The organism is Reichenbachiella sp., assembly GCF_039969095.1.
Lineage (GTDB): Bacteria > Bacteroidota > Bacteroidia > Cytophagales > Cyclobacteriaceae > Reichenbachiella.
The window spans coordinates 479547-497380 of the sequence record NZ_JBDVOL010000013.1 but is presented as its reverse complement, the minus strand read 5'-3'; the positions used below and the strand labels follow the sequence as shown (position 1 = coordinate 497380).

Below are 17834 nucleotides of genomic sequence, written 5' to 3'. Positions count from 1 at the left end.
TATCTACCTTTGGTAACATAACAAAACCTAAAACTATGCGAGTTGTACTAATAGACGACGAGTCAACCGTTCGAGAAAATTTAAAAATTTTACTGAACATTTATGCTTCCGATATGGAGGTAGTAGGAGAAGCTGGAGGAGTCCAAGAGGGACTAGATTGCATCCGAAAGCATGAGCCTGATTTGGTGTTGCTGGATGTAGAAATGAAAGATGGGACAGGATTCGATCTATTGGCCATGTATGGCGAACTTGATTTTAAACTCATCTTTGTTACTGGACATAATGCATATGCGATAAAAGCATTTAAATACAGCGCGATTGATTATTTGCTTAAGCCGGTAGATCCGGAAGAGCTTAGTAAAGCACTGGACAAAGCAAGGCAGTTCTTCGATAGTCAAGATCAAAACTTGAGAGTGGCAAACTTGGTTCAAAACAAACAAACACCATGTTTGGATCAAAAGATCATTTTGAAAGATGCAGAGACGGTATACTTAGTGGCGATTAAAGACATTGTACGCTGTGAGTCAGAAGCCAACTACACGCATTTTTATCTAGCAGATGGTCGACACATCATGGTGTCCCGAACTCTTAAGGAATTTGATCAGATTTTTGCATGTCAATCATTTTTTCGAGCCCACCAGTCTCATTTGATCAATTTGAATCATTTCGATAGGTACGAAAAGAAAGAAGGAGGAGTCGTTTTCATGAAAGATGGAAGTATTCTTCCTGTAGCCGTGCGTAAAAAAGATGCCCTAATGACTGTTTTGGAGACGCTATAAATTTAATTAGCAATAAAATATCAAATAGCTAAAAAGCAACACTCCAAGTGTTGCTTTTTCTTTTTGTGCTCTGAATCGAATATTCATTTCATTTAAACGGATATTCAATAGTTCCTACCGTATAATCATTTGATCAGAATACCATGTGGTAGTCATCTAGTTTAGTTACCGATTTTAAAACAATCATAACTAAAACTATGAAACCTCTACTAGAATACTCTACAAACCATTGTGCTTACTTGGCGCACCGTGAGACCCATGTGTGGTCTAGGATACTAATTGAAATATTGGTGTTGTTATTACTTTCCTATGGCTCTGTTATCGGGCAGGAAAGTCAATCACAGATTTTGAAGAATTTCGAGTCTGGAAGCTATTCTGTATATAAAGTGGCAAACAAAAAGCTGCAATCAGTAAGTAAACCTTGGCCTGTTCAAATCACAGACGATGCCAGTCAAGTGACCATAAAGCGTGCAGGTATCATAGACGAGGTATTCAAGCCTGATGTACCGGGTTATCCTGCCTATTTCGCTTATAAAGTATTCAGACTGTCTTTTATCAATGACTATGCCGTGTACTATGAGTGGAATGGAAAGCAGCAGGCCACTACTAAGTATGTGCTCGTCAAGCCTGGTGGAAAGCTAGATGGCAAGTTGGAAGATGTAAATAGAAGCGTTGAAACCTATGCCATAGCAACCTTCAAAAACCAAACCAATGCGCGGGCAGATGTAAAAGAAGAAAAGGCCGAATTGGCGGAAGCTGAGCGCAAAGCCAATTCGTTGGAAGACAAACAAGTCTCTAAAATTGAAATCAAACTGGTTTCTCAGCCAGAAAAAGTAGCGCATTTCAGCGAAGCCATACGGTATGGAGTTGTAGCCACTTTGTCTAATGGAGCGAAATTGAGTACGCCTAATCTAGGTGGTAAGATTCCTTGGAGCGACTTCAAACTATCTAATACAGGTTGTAGCAATACAATTGAACAAGCCAGAGTAGATGAAGATGCTAGTAAGCTACCAAAAGATGAAATAGTCCTACAGGTGAGCTCGATATACCATACAAACCTAAAAGCTAAAAAAGCAATTCCGACTACTAATGATGTCAGCATCAATGTAAATCAAAATGGATTTTGGGGAAGTGAGAGACATAAGTACATGACGATTTTTCAAGGAGTTGATGGACAGCATGCTGGCCCTGGCGATAACCTAATCATAAAAGTGAAAACTGTAAAACATGCAAAGACCGGAGCTAGCCTCAATAAAATTGAAGTGTTTAATCAAACCAAAAACAAAACAGTTGCCCGCTATAAACTGACAACCAATACTCAGCTCACCATCAACGCCAAAGGAGGACAAGGCATGGATGGGTGGAAAGGAAGAAAAGGTGAAACAGTAGGCGGCAATGGTGGCAATGGAGCCAGAGGAGGTAACGTCACTTTGATCAAGGATCCATCGGTTTCTCAACTGAATATTATTATCAATAATCAAGGTGGTAGAGGAGGAAAGGGAGGCCCTCCATATTACTCTACCGGCCGAATCGGAAATGCTGGAAACAGCGGAAATGATGGCGTACTCACGACAAATGTTGCGCCTGTTAAACTTAATTTTTAACCAAAACTATAAAACCAATACAAATGAAAAAGTTAGCAAAAATCTTGACAGTGGCAGTGATCGCGTTGATCATCTACCCACACCAATCAGACGCGCAATTCGGAAAGCTGAAAAGTGCAATGAGTAAATCAAAATCAGGCTCAGGTAGCAAAGGTGGAAATGCCTTTGAAAGCTTTAACTCTGAAACAGACGAAATGGGAATTACAGGAGCCTATTATGGCTTGAGTGATAGCAAAGCCTATGGATTTAAATTCATAAAAGAGAATGAAGGCAAATTGGTCAATCAGCTATATTATTTCGAAAAAGCCGGTGCTGACCCTCAGGTAAAAATGGATATGAAAGAGAGCTACTATAGAAAGGCAGAAGTGAAGCTTTTTTATCACTGGTTGTCTGCTAGCGCCTCTGGCTATATCGAGTTGATCGAAGTAGATCCAGGGGTATTGGCTCAGATTAAATCTGATCGAAGCTATAATGATGGCCCTGTTGCACTTGATGCTACTAGAACAGTCGTTGATGTATATGCAAAAGACAAATCTAATTTTGATACTTGGGATGTAGAAACGGCTCAGGCCAAAGTAGATATGCTGATAGGATCGCTAAAAGCGGACGAAGTAGTGAAAATCAAAAAGAAGCTGGAAAGGTTTGAAGTGTATAGCAAGTATAAAGGAAAGATCGCTTTCGCTAAAGGAACCAACTATCTCAGAAATCAAAAGAGCAATGAGCCGACAGAAAAGCCTGCTAACTTTATTACGAAAGCAGAGCTTGGTGCTACTGTAGCTTTCAAGCCATACTTTGAGATGCCACTAGAGCAATCTCACCCTGGTGCTTGGTTCAATATTACTTATGAGATGGCTGGACAAACGACTGATAGAGAAAAGCTCAGAAAGTCAAGTACGATCTTCGCTGAAAACATTCCGCAAATAGATAAGGATCAGGAAAAGTTCTACTTCTGGTATCCAAAAGTGACTGTAAATACTTCCAACAATGTAGCTGATTATGCCTTTTTGGAATTGCTTAGAAAAACACAAGATGATCTTTCGGCCGGCCAGGTGTACGATTTGAAAGTTACGGTTTGGGCATATAAAGATGGTGCAAACATAGATCCAGTAGCCAGCAGTACTATTCAATTGGAATATACCAAAGAGGACAATGGAACTAAAAAATTATTGTTTGATCCAGTTAAGGGATGGGTGACTGTCCTGGAGGATTTACTAGATGAATAGTAGTATTTTGAGAAATAGGTGTGGTTTTACAAGCCTTAAAAAAAGGTTTTGTAGTACGAAAGAGTTGGCCTTTTGGTCAGCTCTTTCTCTGTTTAGTACATATTCTCCTTAAACAATCAACAGTCGTTTCAAAAAAGAAACAACTGCTGACTTAACTCACCTTTTTCAAGCTTAATCTCTACTTGGGAAAATACCATCCCAGTTGATAATGTAGTTCATGCAAAGCCAGGGCTGCATGTTTTCATGAGCAAGATTTCCACCCGTCATTCCACAAACACTTTCTACTGCAACTTCGATATTTCCTTGCAAACTCGTTTCTATTTCTAGAGCCGCACTATTCATGGCCGATGTAGCCGCAGTTAAGTCGGTAGAATAAATATCATCGCCAGTGAGTTTTTTTGTTTGTGCTGGAAATGCTTTGGCGGGAGATTGCGTACCTCCGGCAGTTGCCACACACTTTATTTCACCTGTAGAATCTGCAGAAAGATTATTAACAACTTTGGGTGTACTGGTTATCATATGATTATGTGCTGGAATCTGAGTCTGTTGCAAGGTTACAATCTCAAGTCCACCTGATTGACCCAGTACTCTGGGAGTCAGGTCTTTACCGTCTCCTGCGCCGATTGGGGTTTTACCTCTAAAATCTGGCAGTTGAAAAGTGGAAGTACCATTCCCGCCATAATATGTTCCGATGAGGGCAGCTAAACCTGAGTAGTCTGATATGGCTAAAGTTTGACCTTCACAAGCTAACCATCCCCTTGGGATGAAATTTCCTGCGAATAATTTGATTTCTCCTATAAACGTTGGCATAATTCTTTATTTAGTTGTTTTATAAATTTCCAATCCAAACCCCAAGTGTACTGCTGTAGTAAAAGACGTACATATTGGTGCCTCCATCTGAAAAGGTTAGACTCGAAAGTGATGTTAAAGCCAGGTGCAGTGATTTTCCATTGCCGTTAATACCTGCGGATGAGGTTGTAGAACAAACCACGACTTTCATACCATCGGTAGGTGATGCTGGAAAAGTAGCAGTAAATGCTCCATTGATGAATACAATTTGGTCACCAGTTGACAAAGTAGTGTTTGAACTTATGTTGGTTACTGTAGTGCCGCCAGCTGCAGGAGCTTCCCAAGACACAGCAGATCCATTAGTGGTTAAGTATTTTCCAGAATGCCCTGACTGTGAAGGCAATTCGATTTCATTGTTTGGATCTCCATCTGCTTCAGCTGTGAGATATCCATTGTTGGCGACGTAAGCATCTACTTGTGATTCGTTGAGTTGTGTATTATCATCTCCGTCACTCAAGCCTGTAGGTACACCAGTCAAACTAGAGAATGCGCCATCAAAACCTGCACTAGTAGTGATCCATTCTGGAGATGTACCATTAGTACTGAGTATTTTTCCAGATTGTCCAGTTTGAGAGGGCAGCTCTATTTCATTAGTTGGGTCTCCATCTACTTCAGCTGTGAGGTATCCATTGTTGGCCACATAGGCATCTACTTGTGTTTCGTTGAGTTGCGTGTCAGTGTTATCCATATATCCGCTAAGGTCAATCGTAGTAGCAGATCCATTATTGGTAATGCTTAGATTATCACCAGACAATTGTAAATCCTGAATCTCATTGGTTGTAGATCCATCTACTTCTGTAAATGATGTTAAATATCCATTATTAGCTACGTAGGTGTCTACTTCCGCTTCTGTAAGTTGACTTCCTGCATCTTCATATACACTCAAATCAATTGCTGTTGCAGAAGAATTGTTCGTAATTGTTAAAATATGATCTGTTAGATCCAAGTCTTGAATTTCATTTGAGGTAGATCCATCTACTTCTGCTGTGAGGTAGCCATTGTTGGCTACATAGTCGTCTACTTCTGATTCTGTCAATTGTGTATCATCATCACCGTCACTTATTCCAGTTGGGATATTGGATAGGTTTGAAAAGTCTCCATCGAAATCGGATCCTGCAGGTACATTCGTCAAATCGTTGTAGTCGCCACTAAATACATTGGCGGCTTCGTCAGCAAAAAGTGCGCTGGTAGCAAGATCCGCATAGTCAGAATGTAGCGCATATGGGACGCTCATCAACTGACTGGTACCAGATATGGTATAGTTTGTACCCCCTTCAATATCAATTTCTGTTTTAATAAAAAATACACCAGATGGCCATAATATTTCGAGAAAGGAGCCACTAACTACAGTGCCTTCGCCTATGGCAATGCTGACTAAACCATTGGCATTGGTGGAAGGGTTTTGCGTTTCTATATAAACAGCTGTGCCGTCCGCGCTGCCTTCTAAGATGCTTATTTGCATGCCAATAGTCTGTTCTGAAATTAATGCACTCGATGCATCTCGAACTACTGCTTGATAACTCATTTTAGCAGGTGATTGTGCTTGCAATTGTTGCACTATCAAAAGGCAAAAAACAAATAGCGTTGCTAATACGATTATAAATATCTTTTTCATAGTATTAATTTTAATGGTGATGGCGATCTATTGATTTCTCTAATTGATTTGAATTCAAAAAGTGCTTAAGGTTTTAGTTTATCTTTTGATAATCCGGAAACTTTTAAGTCGTTTCATTCTTCTGGAAACTTCCAAAATGTAAATGGCTTCAGCCAGATCTCGCATGGGGATAGTTGCTTGATTATTTTCTAGGCTAGTACTTTTTAGAAGAGTACCATTCATATCAAATAGATTGACATCTAGTCGTTCTTCTTTTCCCTGCATCTGAACAGTTAAAAAATCAATCACGGGATTGGGGAAAGTAGATAGCTGAATATCCAATTGAATATTTTCCTGAGCTGCCCCCAAAATAACTTCAACGTCATATGACTGTAGAACACCTGCACCTGCAGAGCCTCCAGGTCCATTGCTTGAAGTAGTAATTAATTGCCCAATACCATAGCTCACAGAGCCAGACGAGGTACTTGCTTCTCCACTTGCGGACAAGAATGCTTGCTGTCCAGAAACCAAATGGGAGCCAAGAAACATCATGACCAATGCGATTGAAAGTAGGTTTATTTTTCTCATTGTAATTTTTGATTTATTCAATTAAAACTGACTTTTTTAGTGGTGGTGCAGCAAGAGCCCATTGGGCCCTTACTTTGATCCACCTGCATGTTGTTATGGGTTAAATCCCTCAGTATTGAACTCCAGACAAACTTCGGGATTGGATCGAAAGGGTCAATCAGGCAGGAAGGGTATAATGTGGCATACCTCTTTTGGGGTAGTAATCTCAAAAAAGTGATTAGAAATAAGGAGAACTGTTATTTTTTATTGCTAGGAATAAAAAAATGTCTCTTTGAGCTTGACTCAAAAAGACATTTAGATATTCGATTTGGATAATTTTGCTTAGAGCAAATTATTATGAATGCTAGGAGAATTAGTTGATAGGACAAGCTACACCGCTGCCCCAGGCTACATTGTTTTTTATAACCTTCCCTTCTTTCAATTTGTCGGCTGGTACCTGACAGACAGGCTCCCAATTCGAAGAGCTTACCTCGTCTTGAATCAATAATTGCCACTGGTCAGAGACTAATATTGGCGTGCTTGATGGAGATGAATTAGTCCCTGCTGGTAGTGTACCTATCACCGTTCCGTTTTGAACCACCTTTAGTTTTGTATTGGCATAATTCTCGATTTTCAATGCAATATTGGGAACCGGACAGGGTAAGAGCGCTGGATTACAGTTCGCTGGAGCAGTAGAAGGACTGGTGGTTGTGCCGGCAGCAGGCACGCTGATTCGACTAGCTGTTTGAAATTGAGCTGCCAGTTCTTTATAACCGCCATTAAATTGCCCATAGGTAAATTCAACAATAGGTTTTGTAGGGTCAGATTCTTGGGTGAATAAACCATGATAGCCTTCCTTTTCAAAGAACTCAAAGGCAATTTGTCCCGAAAGTTGCTCATATAGTGTGGGATTGTTGAATACTTGAGTTACAATAGCCCAGTCTCTTGTAGAATCAGGTGCACTCCCAGATTGTATATTGAGCCCACCAGACTCAGTGAGAAATACAGGTACAGGTAAAGTAGTGACTTCCGCTGCTAGACCATCATAAGCATTGAGTGGACCATGACCAGTAGAAGGGTTGACATATCTATAAGTGTTTATTCCAATATAATCAGCACGCTCAGCAGGGCTTCCTGCAGCATAATATTGAGCTACTACATCAGTACCAATACCACCCCAGGCTTTGAGTGTAGAAGTTGGTCCATCCTGCATGGCTACGCCTACTGGTACTGCTCTGAGACTTTGAGTGTTCATGTATTTTTTCAAGTCTCTGATCATTGATTTTATGACTGCTGCGTCTTGCTTAATAGTATCGTTAGCGGCGTTAGCATTATTTTTTTTAGCAGTGTAAATCTCACCAGGAAAAACCACTTCGTTTCCAACAGAAAAGGCAAGCGTATTTGGATACGAACAAAATTCTTGAGCTACAGCAGTAATTCTATTATATATATCTATTGTGTATTTGGGGTCTATTCGATCTACTGAAATACTTGGTGTAACTGTTCCAATCATTACATAGATATTGTTTGCCTCAAGCAAATTCATCACTTTTTTATGACTGAGTTCAGTGTTTACCTGATATACACGAACTGTGTTTACGCCCAAAAAAGTAAGATGAGGCAAGACAATATTTTTGATATAATCATAATTGACATCAGCTAGTAAGTCGTCGGTTTTATTTATTGGCATGAATGAAGAAAGGGCAATACCCCTTACCATAAAGCGAGTTCCTGAAGCATCAACGAATGCTTTTCCATAGGTTGAGATAGCACCAGAAGGTGTGGTTAGATCATTTGACATGGTTATCTAATTTACTGTATTCTTACTCTATTTAGGCTTTTCAGAATCCGCCAGATCCCTTTATGTTAGGAAAAGTCAAATATGATTGTTGTAAAATTTGAATCTATCATGCAGAAGTATGAAATAAAAGCATACTTCTTTAAAGGTATAAGCTCAAGCAAAAAGAGTTTTGCAAAAGCTAGTGTTAAGTGATAACATCTTTTTGAAGCGAAATCGACTATCACATTAAGCGGATTGAATTGGATTCAAATGATAGGATGTGTGATAATGGGTAAGTTGGAAAGAAAGTATTTGCACAATTCGAAGTTCACACCTAATTTTCATGGTCTCTCAAGTGGTATTTTTTACAATACCTCTTTTGGAGTATCCAAGGAGTAAAAGTACTAGCTACTTTTGAGATATAATTATTATGTAACTTTTAGAGATAAATTAAATAATCATGAGCCAAACTGAAACCACATTGCACGTCGCAGTGTATTTAAACGTCGAAAACATTGTAAAAAAGTACCCCAATCCAGATGGGTCTATTATTGATTTAGTCAATGGATCAGAAACATTTTTTCAATTTTTACCAACCAATAGCCAAGGATATATAGAAGTATCTACAGACAAGAAACAAATTACTTTCACGCTAAGTGATTCTGAAGGGCATTGTGATGGCAGGTTTTGGTTGACTCGATTTATAAACGAAGATCAAGGGGCAATTGCAGGAAGTACAGCTAACAAAGGAGGAGAATTAGTGCCAGCAAATATTTTGACGGTAGATGTAAATCCAAACCTTCAGGTTGGAGAAACCGAAGATTTTAAGCTACACTGTTATTTTATATACTTCAATGAAGCTACAGGAGATAATTTGGTTTATCACTGTATGACTGATCCAAAACTTCAAGCAGATCAACCAGGAGGCGGCGGTTGAAGTTGATTACTAAAAAAACAGAAATAATAGAGTGAAGAAAATTTTATTAATTTTTTTGATGCTTTTTGCTTTTAGGAGTTATGGGCAGGATCAGTCTAGGGCTGACAGTTTGAAGCTACTACTTTCTGAAGATAAAGTAATTAATGATTCTATTAGATTATTAACCCTCAGTGAATTGGTTAGAGCTTCTTCAGCACCGGAAGACAAACTCTTATATGCTGATATGTTGTTAGAATTAGCTGGAAAAACTAATGAACGAGATTATATAATAACTGCGTATCTGTCCAAAGGAGTGGCTTATAGGTTGAAAGGTAAATTAAAAGAATCATTTGAGAGCCTTTTTGCTGGAGCTCAATTGGCGATTGATATACAAAATCATGCTTATAAGGAAAAGGTATTTTTAGAGATTGCAAATACATATACATCAAATGATGATATTAGAAATGCATTAGTCTATGAGAAGAAAGCGATTAAAGCTGGAAGATTACATGGAGGAAAACAACCACTTGCTATAAACTTGCTTAACACAGGCTATAGCTATTATACATTAAATTATTTGGACTCAGCTTTGTTATTATACAACGAAGCTGAACCCATTTTTGAAGAAATAGGACTTGCTATAGGAAAGGCTTACACCATTGGCAATCGAGCCTTGGTCTTTTGGAAACAAGGGGATTATGAAACGGCAGAAAAGGACCTATTAGAGGCTATAGAATTGCTTAAGCCCCTTGGTGATCAGTATGGTATGTCTGATTATCACAATCAGCTCGGCAGCATCTATCTCGAGCAAGACAAAATAAAAGAGACCATCTGGCATACCGAAAAAGCTATCCAGATGGGGGAGGCTTTGGGCCTGAAGGAGCAAATCAGAGATGCGTCACTTCTTCTGTCTGATTTATATAAAAGACAAAATGAATACCAAAAGGCATTGAGTTATCAAACGCAATATCTGGCCTACAAAGACAGCATTGAAAATACTGAGCAAACCAAAAAAATGGCTGATATGCGTACAGAGTTTGAAGTCAACCTAAGAGAGAAAGAAATTGACCTGCTGGAGGAGCGTGAAGCCTTGCAGTGGACTTATATCGCGATAGCAGTGGCGCTATTAATCTTGGCTATTGTGTTATTACTTTATTTCCGACAAAGATTTTTGACTACTCAGCTGAAAGCTAGCGCAGATAGAAAACAGCAAAATGATCGCATAAAGGATCTACTTGGTTCACAAGAAACTAAAGCGCTTCAAGCTATGGTAAAGGGTCAGGACAAAGAAAGACGAAAACTAGCTCAGGATTTACATAATCACTTCGGTAGCCTATTGGCTACTTTGAAAGTGAATCTGAACGGAATGGATGATGTGAAATCCGAGAGACACAAAACCATGACCACGCTGGTGGACCAAGCCTGCACGGATATTCGAGATATGTCGCATTCACTCAATATGGGTATTTCTGAAAATTTTGGATTGGTTCCAGCGCTGAAAGAACTGACTGGTCACTTGCAGCAGTCTGGTGGATTGAAGGTAGAGTTCGCTGCAGCTATGGGGGATCATCAATTGAATTCTGAAAATGAAATTATCATCTACCGAATAGTCCAGGAGCTTGTGAGTAATGTGCTCAAACATGCAGAAGCAACCAAACTGTCTGTGTCACTGACCTACTTTGAGGAAGAAAGCTTGGTGAACATTATAGTGCAGGACAATGGCAAAGGCTTTGATGAGAATCTGGTAGAAAAAGAATCGGACGGCATGGGATTGGGCAGCTTGAGAGAAATGGTGGAGCGCTTTGAGGGAGATATTACATTTGATACAAATCGACAAAGTGGCACTACGGTAAATATCGATTTACCCTTTGCCACACAACCTGACCTAACTGAATTATGATAAAAGTACTGATAGTTGAAGACCATGACCTTTTTGCTGAAGGGGTAAAGTCCATGTTCAAACCTGAAGACGGGATAGAAGTGGTCAGTCATTCCAAGAATGGACACCAAGTGGCTGGTATTCTTGACACCACTGAAGTTGATGTCATATTAATGGATATTGACATGCCCATCATAGATGGGATCGCAACCATGGAATTGTTGAAAGGCAAAGGCTTTGATGTTCCTACACTCATGCTTACCATGCATCAATCCATGAAGCAGATCAAAGGTGCGCTAGAAAAAGGTGCTCAGGGTTATATACTCAAGGATGCTGGAAAAGATGAATTGATAGAAGCCATTCGAACCACCAGCCAGCGGAAGAATTATTTTCACCCAAAAATTAATGAGCAAGTATTTGATTATTTCCGTGGAAAAAGCAGTTCCAAATCAAGTATTGATGAATTATCTGAAAGGGAAAAAGAAATCATAAAATGTCTGGCAGATGGATCTAATAGTAAAGCTATTGCGAATCAATTATTCATCAGTGAACATACAGTGAAGACTCACAGAAGAAATATCATGCACAAGCTCAAAGTAAAAACTTCAGCTGAGCTGATTAGGCTGGCCATGGAAAAGCAAATTATTTAAGATCTACATCAAAACAGACTGTATCTCCCTTTTTATGAGGGTTAATTGAATAGCATAAGGCTAGTTCAGATTGGTCAGAAATATTTAGCAAGGTATGAAAGTGCATGCCCATAAAAATACAATCTTCTACCTTGGCCTCATATTTACCTATTGTGCTGATGGTTATCTTTTCTGGCCGAATGAGTAGTTTTTTCTTACCGATTTTCAATTCATTAATTGGCCCTAAAAATTTGGCCGCATATAGAGATTTGGGGTTTTGATATACAGTAATGGGTTGTCCTTGCTGTTCGATTTTCCCCTGATTCAAAATTAGAATCTGATCGGCAACAGCTAGAGCTTCAGCTGGATCATGGCTTACCAATAGTACAGTAATTCCTAGGGTACGCAGCATGCCAATAATCTCTTTTCTTACCTCAGCTTTCATTGGTAAATCAAGGTTGCTAAATGGCTCGTCCAGTAGCACAACGTTGGGTTCGTCTGCTACCGCAGCAGCCATGGCAATGCGTTGTTGTTGTCCTCCAGAAAGCTCTCGAGGATAGCGATCTTTGTAGTCTTCAAGCTTACACAATTCAAGCAACTCTTCGATTCGAGCATTTTTCTCTTCGAATGAATAATGAGATATTTTCTTACCAATATTATCACCCACTGTCCAAAATTGCTGAAGTTTGAAATCCTGAGGGACATACGCTAGGTGGTCGTATCCTGGAACTAAATGATGAGAAGGCCCTGTGATTTCTTCTCCATCTACTTTTATATGTCCACCATTGGCATCTTCTAATCCAGCGATTATTTTCAATAAGGTACTCTTGCCAGAGCCACTTTCACCAAGAATGTAGGCTACTCGTCCAGATTTTATTTCAAATGAAATGTTGGACAAAGCTTCGACTCCATTATCGTAGGTTTTAGAAATTTTGGAGAGTTTGATCAAAGAAGTGAATTAGATGATAAGTAGCAAAAAGAATGTAAAGAAGACGTTTTACCAACGGAATCATTAAAATTGATTGCCATTTTCTGAATTAGACAACATATAACTCCTTAATTAAGATAAATGGTAAAAATGGTTCCTTTTTCAGGTTTACTTTTCACCTCAATGTGCCCATGGTGATGATCAATAATGGTTTTGATCAAATAGAGTCCGAGCCCACTTCCTTCTTTAGTGGGGTCTAATTGTTTAAATGGCTCGAGAATTTCTGTGCCACTCACACTAGAATTAAACCCAATACCATTGTCTCTTACTTCTAAAATGGTGTGATCATTTTCTCTATAGGATTCAATTTCTATTTCAAGCAAGCGATTTGGACTACTATATTTGATGGCATTGGTAATAAGGTTCAAAAAGATACTCCTTAATTGGGCTTCAGGGTATTTTACTGTTGGACATTTAGCAAACCATTTAGTAATAATGATTTTAGAAGTTTTCATCTGTACAGAGATGCTTTTCTCTATTTCAGTTAACAGTTGATCGAAATAAACAAGTTCTGCTTTGGTATCTAATGTTTCTCTCAGTTGATGAACTTCATTTAGTGCGTTCACTACCGTTTGAATTTGTTTTGCTGATGATTTGGCATGATCCAGGAGTTGGTCGTAGTCGTCGCTTTTTTTATCTAGCTGATCTAGCAAACCGAGAAGGTTGGTGATGGAGGCCTTAAGATCATGGGCGGTGCTATAAGAAAAATGTATGTGACGTTCTATTTCTTCTTGCGCATCATGTAGTTTCACAACCATTTCATTGAAAGTAGTGGTAAGTTCGGCAGTGAGCCCAGAAGGAGGCGTGTTTACTTGAACTGAAGTTTCACCCTTGCTTACTCTTTTGACTCCTTCGGTCAATTGATGAATAGGAATGGTACTTTTATTACTGGAGATAAAAGAAATAATGATGGCAATCATTACAAAAAAGCAAGTAAATAAAACGACAAGCCTGAGTGTGGTTCTTTCATCTATTTCTATACTGTTTACAACTGTCTCCGTATATTTTTCTATTTGAAGCAACATAGCTTCTACTTGCTTGTTGAATTTTTCCTCTTCTGCTTCTACGTCTTCGACTCTGTCTATGGCTTCAGCCAATTGTCCAGCTTTTAATAAATCAATGACTGCTATGGCGTCTCGTTCATAGCTGAGATGCTCCTTTTCCATTCTTTTAAGAGAATTGAGGAGATCTTTCATAATAATTCGTTGATTGTCAGAAGTAGCCTCAGATATGCCAACTTTTACCTGTTCCTCTGCCTCTATTAGTTCTTCATCGACCAGCTTGGCTAAAGATTTAAAAACACTATCTGCCAGCGCAAAATTTTCGCTTGCCCCATCATACTTGCCTATTTCTTCTGCAAAACGTACTGCTCTTTCGAAATTAATGGACTGCTCGAGCTGGTGGGTTTCCAAATTAGTCATGGCTTCAATAAGCGGAACATCTATACGAGCCACTTCATCTATGGAATTATGGCTATTGTAAATGCGTAAAGTGCTAAAAATGCCAATCGCAATTAATAAAACAATAAGAAACAAACTAGCTCCCGATATATGCTTTGAGAGGTTTTTTTTCACTTGCCAATCAACTTTTCATTAATAAATCCTAAAAATATCTATGACCGATCAAGTCGGACCATATCTGGGTAAAAGGCGTGGATTTTAAATGTACATTATTTTAATGACACTATAAGTTGAAATGAGCAATTTGTGGAGGCACTTAACAAGAAAAAGACAAGTAAATACTTGCCTTAATCTCTATTATTAACTAATTATTATTTTAAATGATGCAGCTATATGGTCAGAAGTTCTGGAGCTTTTTTGCTACTAGCTATATGGTTTTCTAAGGAAATTTCATCTGAGTAAATAGCTGCTGCACGTTCTCTCAAGTTATAATTTGAGCTTAAAACCTGTCCATACGCACCAGCTGATTTGATGATCAAATAATCTCCTCTATAAGTTTTAGGCAATTCTGTTTTTCCGAATGTATCTGAACTTTCACAAATCGGACCCACTACATGATAAGGCTCGGGTTCACCTGTTTTAGATAAATTTTCAACTTTATGGAAAGCGTTGTATAGTGCAGGTCGGAGTAGATCTGTCATGCCAGCATCTATGATGGCAAAATTCGAATTCACACCTTTTTTAACATATAATACTTTTGAAATCAAAGAACCACATTGACCGACAATAGATCTTCCTAGTTCGAAATGAACGGTTTGTCCATCTTCCAAATTCAAGAATTTCTCAAAAACCTTAAAGTACTCGATGAAATTTGGAATCATTTGAGATGCTGGATTGGAATAGTTGATACCGAGTCCTCCGCCTACATTGATGTGTTCTAAAATTATACCTCGCGCCTTCAGGCTTGCAGTCACATGATTGGCCTGTTGACATAGGTTGGCAAAGGGGTTTAGATTCAAAATCTGAGAGCCAATATGAAAATGTATTCCCTTCAACGCGAGGTTTTTGTGTTTCAATATTTCATCTACCGCCGCGTCCAACTCTGTAATGGGAATTCCGAATTTATTTTCGTTTAATCCCGTTGTAATTTTATGATGTGTCTGAGCGTCTACATTAGGGTTTATTCTAAATGCTATGCTTGCAACTGCTCCATATCTTTCAGCTATTTCATTGATCACTTCGAGTTCTTCGATGGACTCACAATTGATACTATGAATTCCTTGAGAAATAGCCAATTCTAACTCTTCATCAGATTTTCCAATTCCAGCTAAAACAATATCATTTGGTTCGAAACCAATTTCAAGGGCTTTTTTGATTTCATTACCACTTACACAATCAGCTCCCAAGCCATGTTTCTTTATGGTTTTTAGGATTCGATCTTCAGCATTAGCCTTGATCGCATAGTGTACTTTAAAATTGGGATTGTTGATTGCAGACTGCATGTTAACCAGTGTGTTTTCCAACAGCGTCAAATCGTAGTAATAAAAAGGTGTTCTAACCGACATTTTTGGTTTCAATTTTAAATTATGAGTTCAAAAGTATTTTTAATACGAGCCTGTGTGAAATAAATGTTATAATTATTCATAATATTTGCGCTTTGTTAAATATTTAACGTGATGAAGAAAATATCGGATATTGTAGAAGAAGGAATTAGAAAAATGCCATTTATCGAGGAGGCGATGACAGCCAATTTGATCAATTATTCTTCGCTGGCGCGATTACTTCAACCATACGTTTCTAAGGTTTTGATGAAGGATGCTACGGAGGCATCTATTCTGATGGCACTCAAGCGGCGTTCTACAATGGGCGCTAATGCGCTCAATCTCAATCCAAAAAATTTCAGAGAGCACATTGGCGATATCTTTGTTCGCTCAGGCTTGTCTACCTTCACCTATGCCAATTCTCCTACTTTAACAGAGAATCAGACTCGCTTGTTGCTTGAGGTGCAGAGCTTACCAGATACTTATTGCTCTTTTACCCAAGGGATGTATGAGCGCACACTGATTGTGAGTGAAAATATTGTGGATCGTGTAAAAAGAATATTTGAAAAGGAGACTTATGTGACAGGCAATAGTCAGTTGAGTTCGGCTACTGTCATGCTGAAAGCTTCAAATGTGAGAGCTTATGGGCTCTATTATTATATTTTCAAAATGATCGCCTGGTACGGCATTACAGTGATAGAGGTCGTCTCCACTTCCAACGAATTTTCAATTGTAGTAGAACAGAAAAATATCAATGATGCCTTTTCGGTTTTAATGAAAATTAAAATGGATGAAGGAGGGATTTAGTCTGTTTTTGTCGAGATAATTGGTATATCAGTCAAATTGATTATCCAAGACCTTATCCTCCATGTAATCTTCTTGAGCAGTGAGATAACCTAGAGGATCTACATGTTCTCCTTCTTTAATTACCTCATAATGCAGATGAGGTGCTGTCGATGCACCTGTATTACCAGATAGGCCAATTGTTTGCCCAAGTGTTACCAATTCTCCTTCTTTCACTATAATTTTTGACAGATGGGCATATCTTGTGATATATCCTTCTGTATGTTCTATTTCAACTTTATAACCATAGCCAGTTAATTTCTCTTGCACAGAAATTACAGTTCCTGAAGCTGTAGATTGGACAGGTGTTCCAGTTTTTGCAGAAAAATCAATACCCTTATGAAAGTCATGTTCCTTCTTTAGTGGATTATAGCGTTTTCCGAAATTAGAAGTGATGCGCTTATAATGATCCAATGGCGAAATAGTAGGAGGTTCCTGTGCGTCCACACCACCAAAGACAATCATGAATAGGGAAGCAGCAATTCCTGACGCCAATATCTGACTGATGGTTTTACGTCTTTGTTTTTTTATTACTGGGGATGTTTGCTTCAATTCTTCGAACCCTTCATTGCCGAAGTCGGAAAGCACTTCTTTGTAAGCAATCGAAAATGGCTTGCCATCTGTGAGTTGATTTTCCACCATACAGCAAATATGATCTAGTAATTCAGTTCGGAATCCTTTAGAAAGTCCTCTGGACTTCAAATCGTTCGAAATGTATAAGTATTGTGTTTTAGAGAGTGATTTCATTTTACTTACTTAATTGTGGATTCAGTAGATGTAGCATCGTTTGTACAAATTCTGTAAATTCATTAGACCGAATGGTTGCTTCTTGTCCTCCAGATTCTGTCACTTGATAGTACTTTCTTTTTCTGCCATTGATGTTTTCTACATGAGTAGTTACTAGTCCATCAGCTTCTAACCTATGTAAGGTCGGATATAATGCTCCTTCCGTTAATTGGATTTTTTCATTGGTCAAAATCTTTACTTTTTGAGTGATTTCATACCCGTACATTTGACCATTAGCTGAAAGCAATTTCAGAATAATGGTTTTAAGTGTTCCTTTAAGCAATTCTTTTGAATACATAAGGCAAATATACATAAGAATATTATGTATATAATTATTTGTTAATAAAATATAAGTGGCAATCAAGGAATCAGTACTTATACCTATTTATACTGTTGATATGATTTAGTAGATTCGAACATGTCGATTTATTTATATCAATTCTAAATAGCATGTTT

16 protein-coding genes are annotated in these 17834 nt (G+C 38.5%); 7 read left to right on the top strand and 9 right to left on the bottom strand.

The annotated features are described in order from the left end of the window. Positions 1 to 35: 35 nt before the first annotated feature. The 3 genes from ABJH98_RS14685 to ABJH98_RS14675 all read left to right on the top strand — a co-directional run bounded on the left by ABJH98_RS14685 (position 36) and on the right by ABJH98_RS14675 (position 3606). Positions 36 to 779 (top strand): LytTR family DNA-binding domain-containing protein, encoded by a 744-nt coding sequence (locus ABJH98_RS14685; RefSeq protein ID WP_348308450.1) that lies wholly within the window; start codon positions 36 to 38, stop codon positions 777 to 779. Between the two features lie 197 nt (positions 780 to 976). After that, complete coding sequence (locus tag ABJH98_RS14680; protein ID WP_348308449.1) at positions 977 to 2383, top strand: hypothetical protein; 1407 nt, start codon at positions 977 to 979, stop codon at positions 2381 to 2383. 23 nt (positions 2384 to 2406) lie between these two features. Continuing rightward, on the top strand, positions 2407 to 3606 hold the full coding sequence (locus tag ABJH98_RS14675) for a hypothetical protein (protein WP_348308448.1): 1200 nt from the start codon (positions 2407 to 2409) through the stop codon (positions 3604 to 3606). Positions 3607 to 3777: 171 nt separating this feature from the next. Here ABJH98_RS14675 and ABJH98_RS14670 read toward each other — a convergent pair whose 3' ends face one another. The 4 genes from ABJH98_RS14670 to ABJH98_RS14655 form a co-directional block, all read right to left on the bottom strand. Beyond that, the gene (locus ABJH98_RS14670) at positions 3778 to 4416 is read right to left on the bottom strand and encodes a tail fiber protein (RefSeq protein WP_348308447.1); all 639 of its coding nucleotides are present in this window, start codon (positions 4414 to 4416) and stop codon (positions 3778 to 3780) included. Positions 4417 to 4435: 19 nt separating this feature from the next. After that, positions 4436 to 6070: a hypothetical protein gene (locus tag ABJH98_RS14665; protein WP_348308446.1), complete on the bottom strand. Its 1635-nt coding sequence runs from the start codon at positions 6068 to 6070 to the stop codon at positions 4436 to 4438. A gap of 78 nt (positions 6071 to 6148) precedes the next feature. After that, on the bottom strand, positions 6149 to 6637 hold the full coding sequence (locus ABJH98_RS14660) for a T9SS type A sorting domain-containing protein (RefSeq protein WP_348308445.1): 489 nt from the start codon (positions 6635 to 6637) through the stop codon (positions 6149 to 6151). 352 nt (positions 6638 to 6989) lie between these two features. After that, on the bottom strand, positions 6990 to 8417 hold the full coding sequence (locus ABJH98_RS14655; RefSeq protein ID WP_348308444.1) for a hypothetical protein: 1428 nt from the start codon (positions 8415 to 8417) through the stop codon (positions 6990 to 6992). Between the two features lie 439 nt (positions 8418 to 8856). Here ABJH98_RS14655 and ABJH98_RS14650 point away from each other — a divergent pair, with 439 nt between their 5' ends. The 3 genes from ABJH98_RS14650 to ABJH98_RS14640 are packed head-to-tail and all read left to right on the top strand — an operon-like array spanning position 8857 to position 11841. After that, positions 8857 to 9333, top strand: coding sequence for a hypothetical protein (locus ABJH98_RS14650; protein WP_348308443.1), 477 nt, complete (start codon positions 8857 to 8859; stop codon positions 9331 to 9333). Between the two features lie 31 nt (positions 9334 to 9364). Then, on the top strand, positions 9365 to 11212 hold the full coding sequence (locus tag ABJH98_RS14645) for an ATP-binding protein (RefSeq protein ID WP_348308442.1): 1848 nt from the start codon (positions 9365 to 9367) through the stop codon (positions 11210 to 11212). Beyond that, the gene (locus ABJH98_RS14640) at positions 11209 to 11841 is read left to right on the top strand and encodes a response regulator transcription factor (RefSeq protein ID WP_348308441.1); all 633 of its coding nucleotides are present in this window, start codon (positions 11209 to 11211) and stop codon (positions 11839 to 11841) included. Before ABJH98_RS14645 ends, ABJH98_RS14640 begins: the two co-directional genes overlap by 4 nt. Here the strand turns inward: ABJH98_RS14640 and ABJH98_RS14635 are convergent. The 3 genes from ABJH98_RS14635 to lysA form a co-directional block, all read right to left on the bottom strand. Then, complete coding sequence (locus ABJH98_RS14635; RefSeq protein ID WP_348308440.1) at positions 11834 to 12769, bottom strand: ABC transporter ATP-binding protein; 936 nt, start codon at positions 12767 to 12769, stop codon at positions 11834 to 11836. The two genes, ABJH98_RS14640 and ABJH98_RS14635, sit on opposite strands and share 8 nt — an antisense overlap. A 107-nt stretch (positions 12770 to 12876) precedes the next feature. Next, a complete protein-coding gene (locus ABJH98_RS14630; RefSeq protein WP_348308439.1) occupies positions 12877 to 14382 on the bottom strand; it encodes a HAMP domain-containing sensor histidine kinase in 1506 nt (501 codons plus the stop codon). A 215-nt stretch (positions 14383 to 14597) separates the two neighbouring features. Next, positions 14598 to 15773, bottom strand: a complete 1176-nt coding sequence (gene lysA, locus ABJH98_RS14625; RefSeq protein WP_348308438.1) for a diaminopimelate decarboxylase — start codon at positions 15771 to 15773, stop codon at positions 14598 to 14600. 111 nt (positions 15774 to 15884) lie between these two features. Here lysA and ABJH98_RS14620 point away from each other — a divergent pair, with 111 nt between their 5' ends. Next, positions 15885 to 16556 carry a hypothetical protein gene (locus ABJH98_RS14620; RefSeq protein ID WP_348308437.1) on the top strand — a complete coding sequence of 224 codons (672 nt, stop codon included), beginning with the start codon at positions 15885 to 15887 and terminating at the stop codon, positions 16554 to 16556. Between the two features lie 27 nt (positions 16557 to 16583). On the opposite strand, the gene ABJH98_RS14615 is transcribed toward ABJH98_RS14620, so the two are convergent. Both ABJH98_RS14615 and ABJH98_RS14610 read right to left on the bottom strand, forming a co-directional pair. Continuing rightward, complete coding sequence (locus tag ABJH98_RS14615) at positions 16584 to 17339, bottom strand: M23 family metallopeptidase (protein WP_348308436.1); 756 nt, start codon at positions 17337 to 17339, stop codon at positions 16584 to 16586. Position 17340: 1 nt separating this feature from the next. After that, on the bottom strand, positions 17341 to 17676 hold the full coding sequence (locus tag ABJH98_RS14610; RefSeq protein WP_348308435.1) for a PadR family transcriptional regulator: 336 nt from the start codon (positions 17674 to 17676) through the stop codon (positions 17341 to 17343). Positions 17677 to 17834 lie beyond the last annotated feature (158 nt).

Excerpts from the sequence above, each read along its gene's own strand:
- ABJH98_RS14665 (WP_348308446.1), bottom strand. The coding sequence starts at position 6,070 with ATGAAAAAGATATTTATAATCGTATTAGCAACGCTATTTGTTTTTTGC.
- ABJH98_RS14660 (WP_348308445.1), bottom strand. The coding sequence starts at position 6,637 with ATGAGAAAAATAAACCTACTTTCAATCGCATTGGTCATGATGTTTCTT.
- ABJH98_RS14680 (WP_348308449.1), top strand. The coding sequence starts at position 977 with ATGAAACCTCTACTAGAATACTCTACAAACCATTGTGCTTACTTGGCG.
- ABJH98_RS14620 (WP_348308437.1), top strand. The coding sequence starts at position 15,885 with ATGAAGAAAATATCGGATATTGTAGAAGAAGGAATTAGAAAAATGCCA.
- ABJH98_RS14650 (WP_348308443.1), top strand. The coding sequence starts at position 8,857 with ATGAGCCAAACTGAAACCACATTGCACGTCGCAGTGTATTTAAACGTC.
- lysA (WP_348308438.1), bottom strand. The coding sequence starts at position 15,773 with ATGTCGGTTAGAACACCTTTTTATTACTACGATTTGACGCTGTTGGAA.
- ABJH98_RS14670 (WP_348308447.1), bottom strand. The coding sequence starts at position 4,416 with ATGCCAACGTTTATAGGAGAAATCAAATTATTCGCAGGAAATTTCATC.
- ABJH98_RS14685 (WP_348308450.1), top strand. The coding sequence starts at position 36 with ATGCGAGTTGTACTAATAGACGACGAGTCAACCGTTCGAGAAAATTTA.
- ABJH98_RS14610 (WP_348308435.1), bottom strand. The coding sequence starts at position 17,676 with ATGTATTCAAAAGAATTGCTTAAAGGAACACTTAAAACCATTATTCTG.
- ABJH98_RS14615 (WP_348308436.1), bottom strand. The coding sequence starts at position 17,339 with ATGAAATCACTCTCTAAAACACAATACTTATACATTTCGAACGATTTG.
- ABJH98_RS14675 (WP_348308448.1), top strand. The coding sequence starts at position 2,407 with ATGAAAAAGTTAGCAAAAATCTTGACAGTGGCAGTGATCGCGTTGATC.
- ABJH98_RS14640 (WP_348308441.1), top strand. The coding sequence starts at position 11,209 with ATGATAAAAGTACTGATAGTTGAAGACCATGACCTTTTTGCTGAAGGG.
- ABJH98_RS14655 (WP_348308444.1), bottom strand. The coding sequence starts at position 8,417 with ATGTCAAATGATCTAACCACACCTTCTGGTGCTATCTCAACCTATGGA.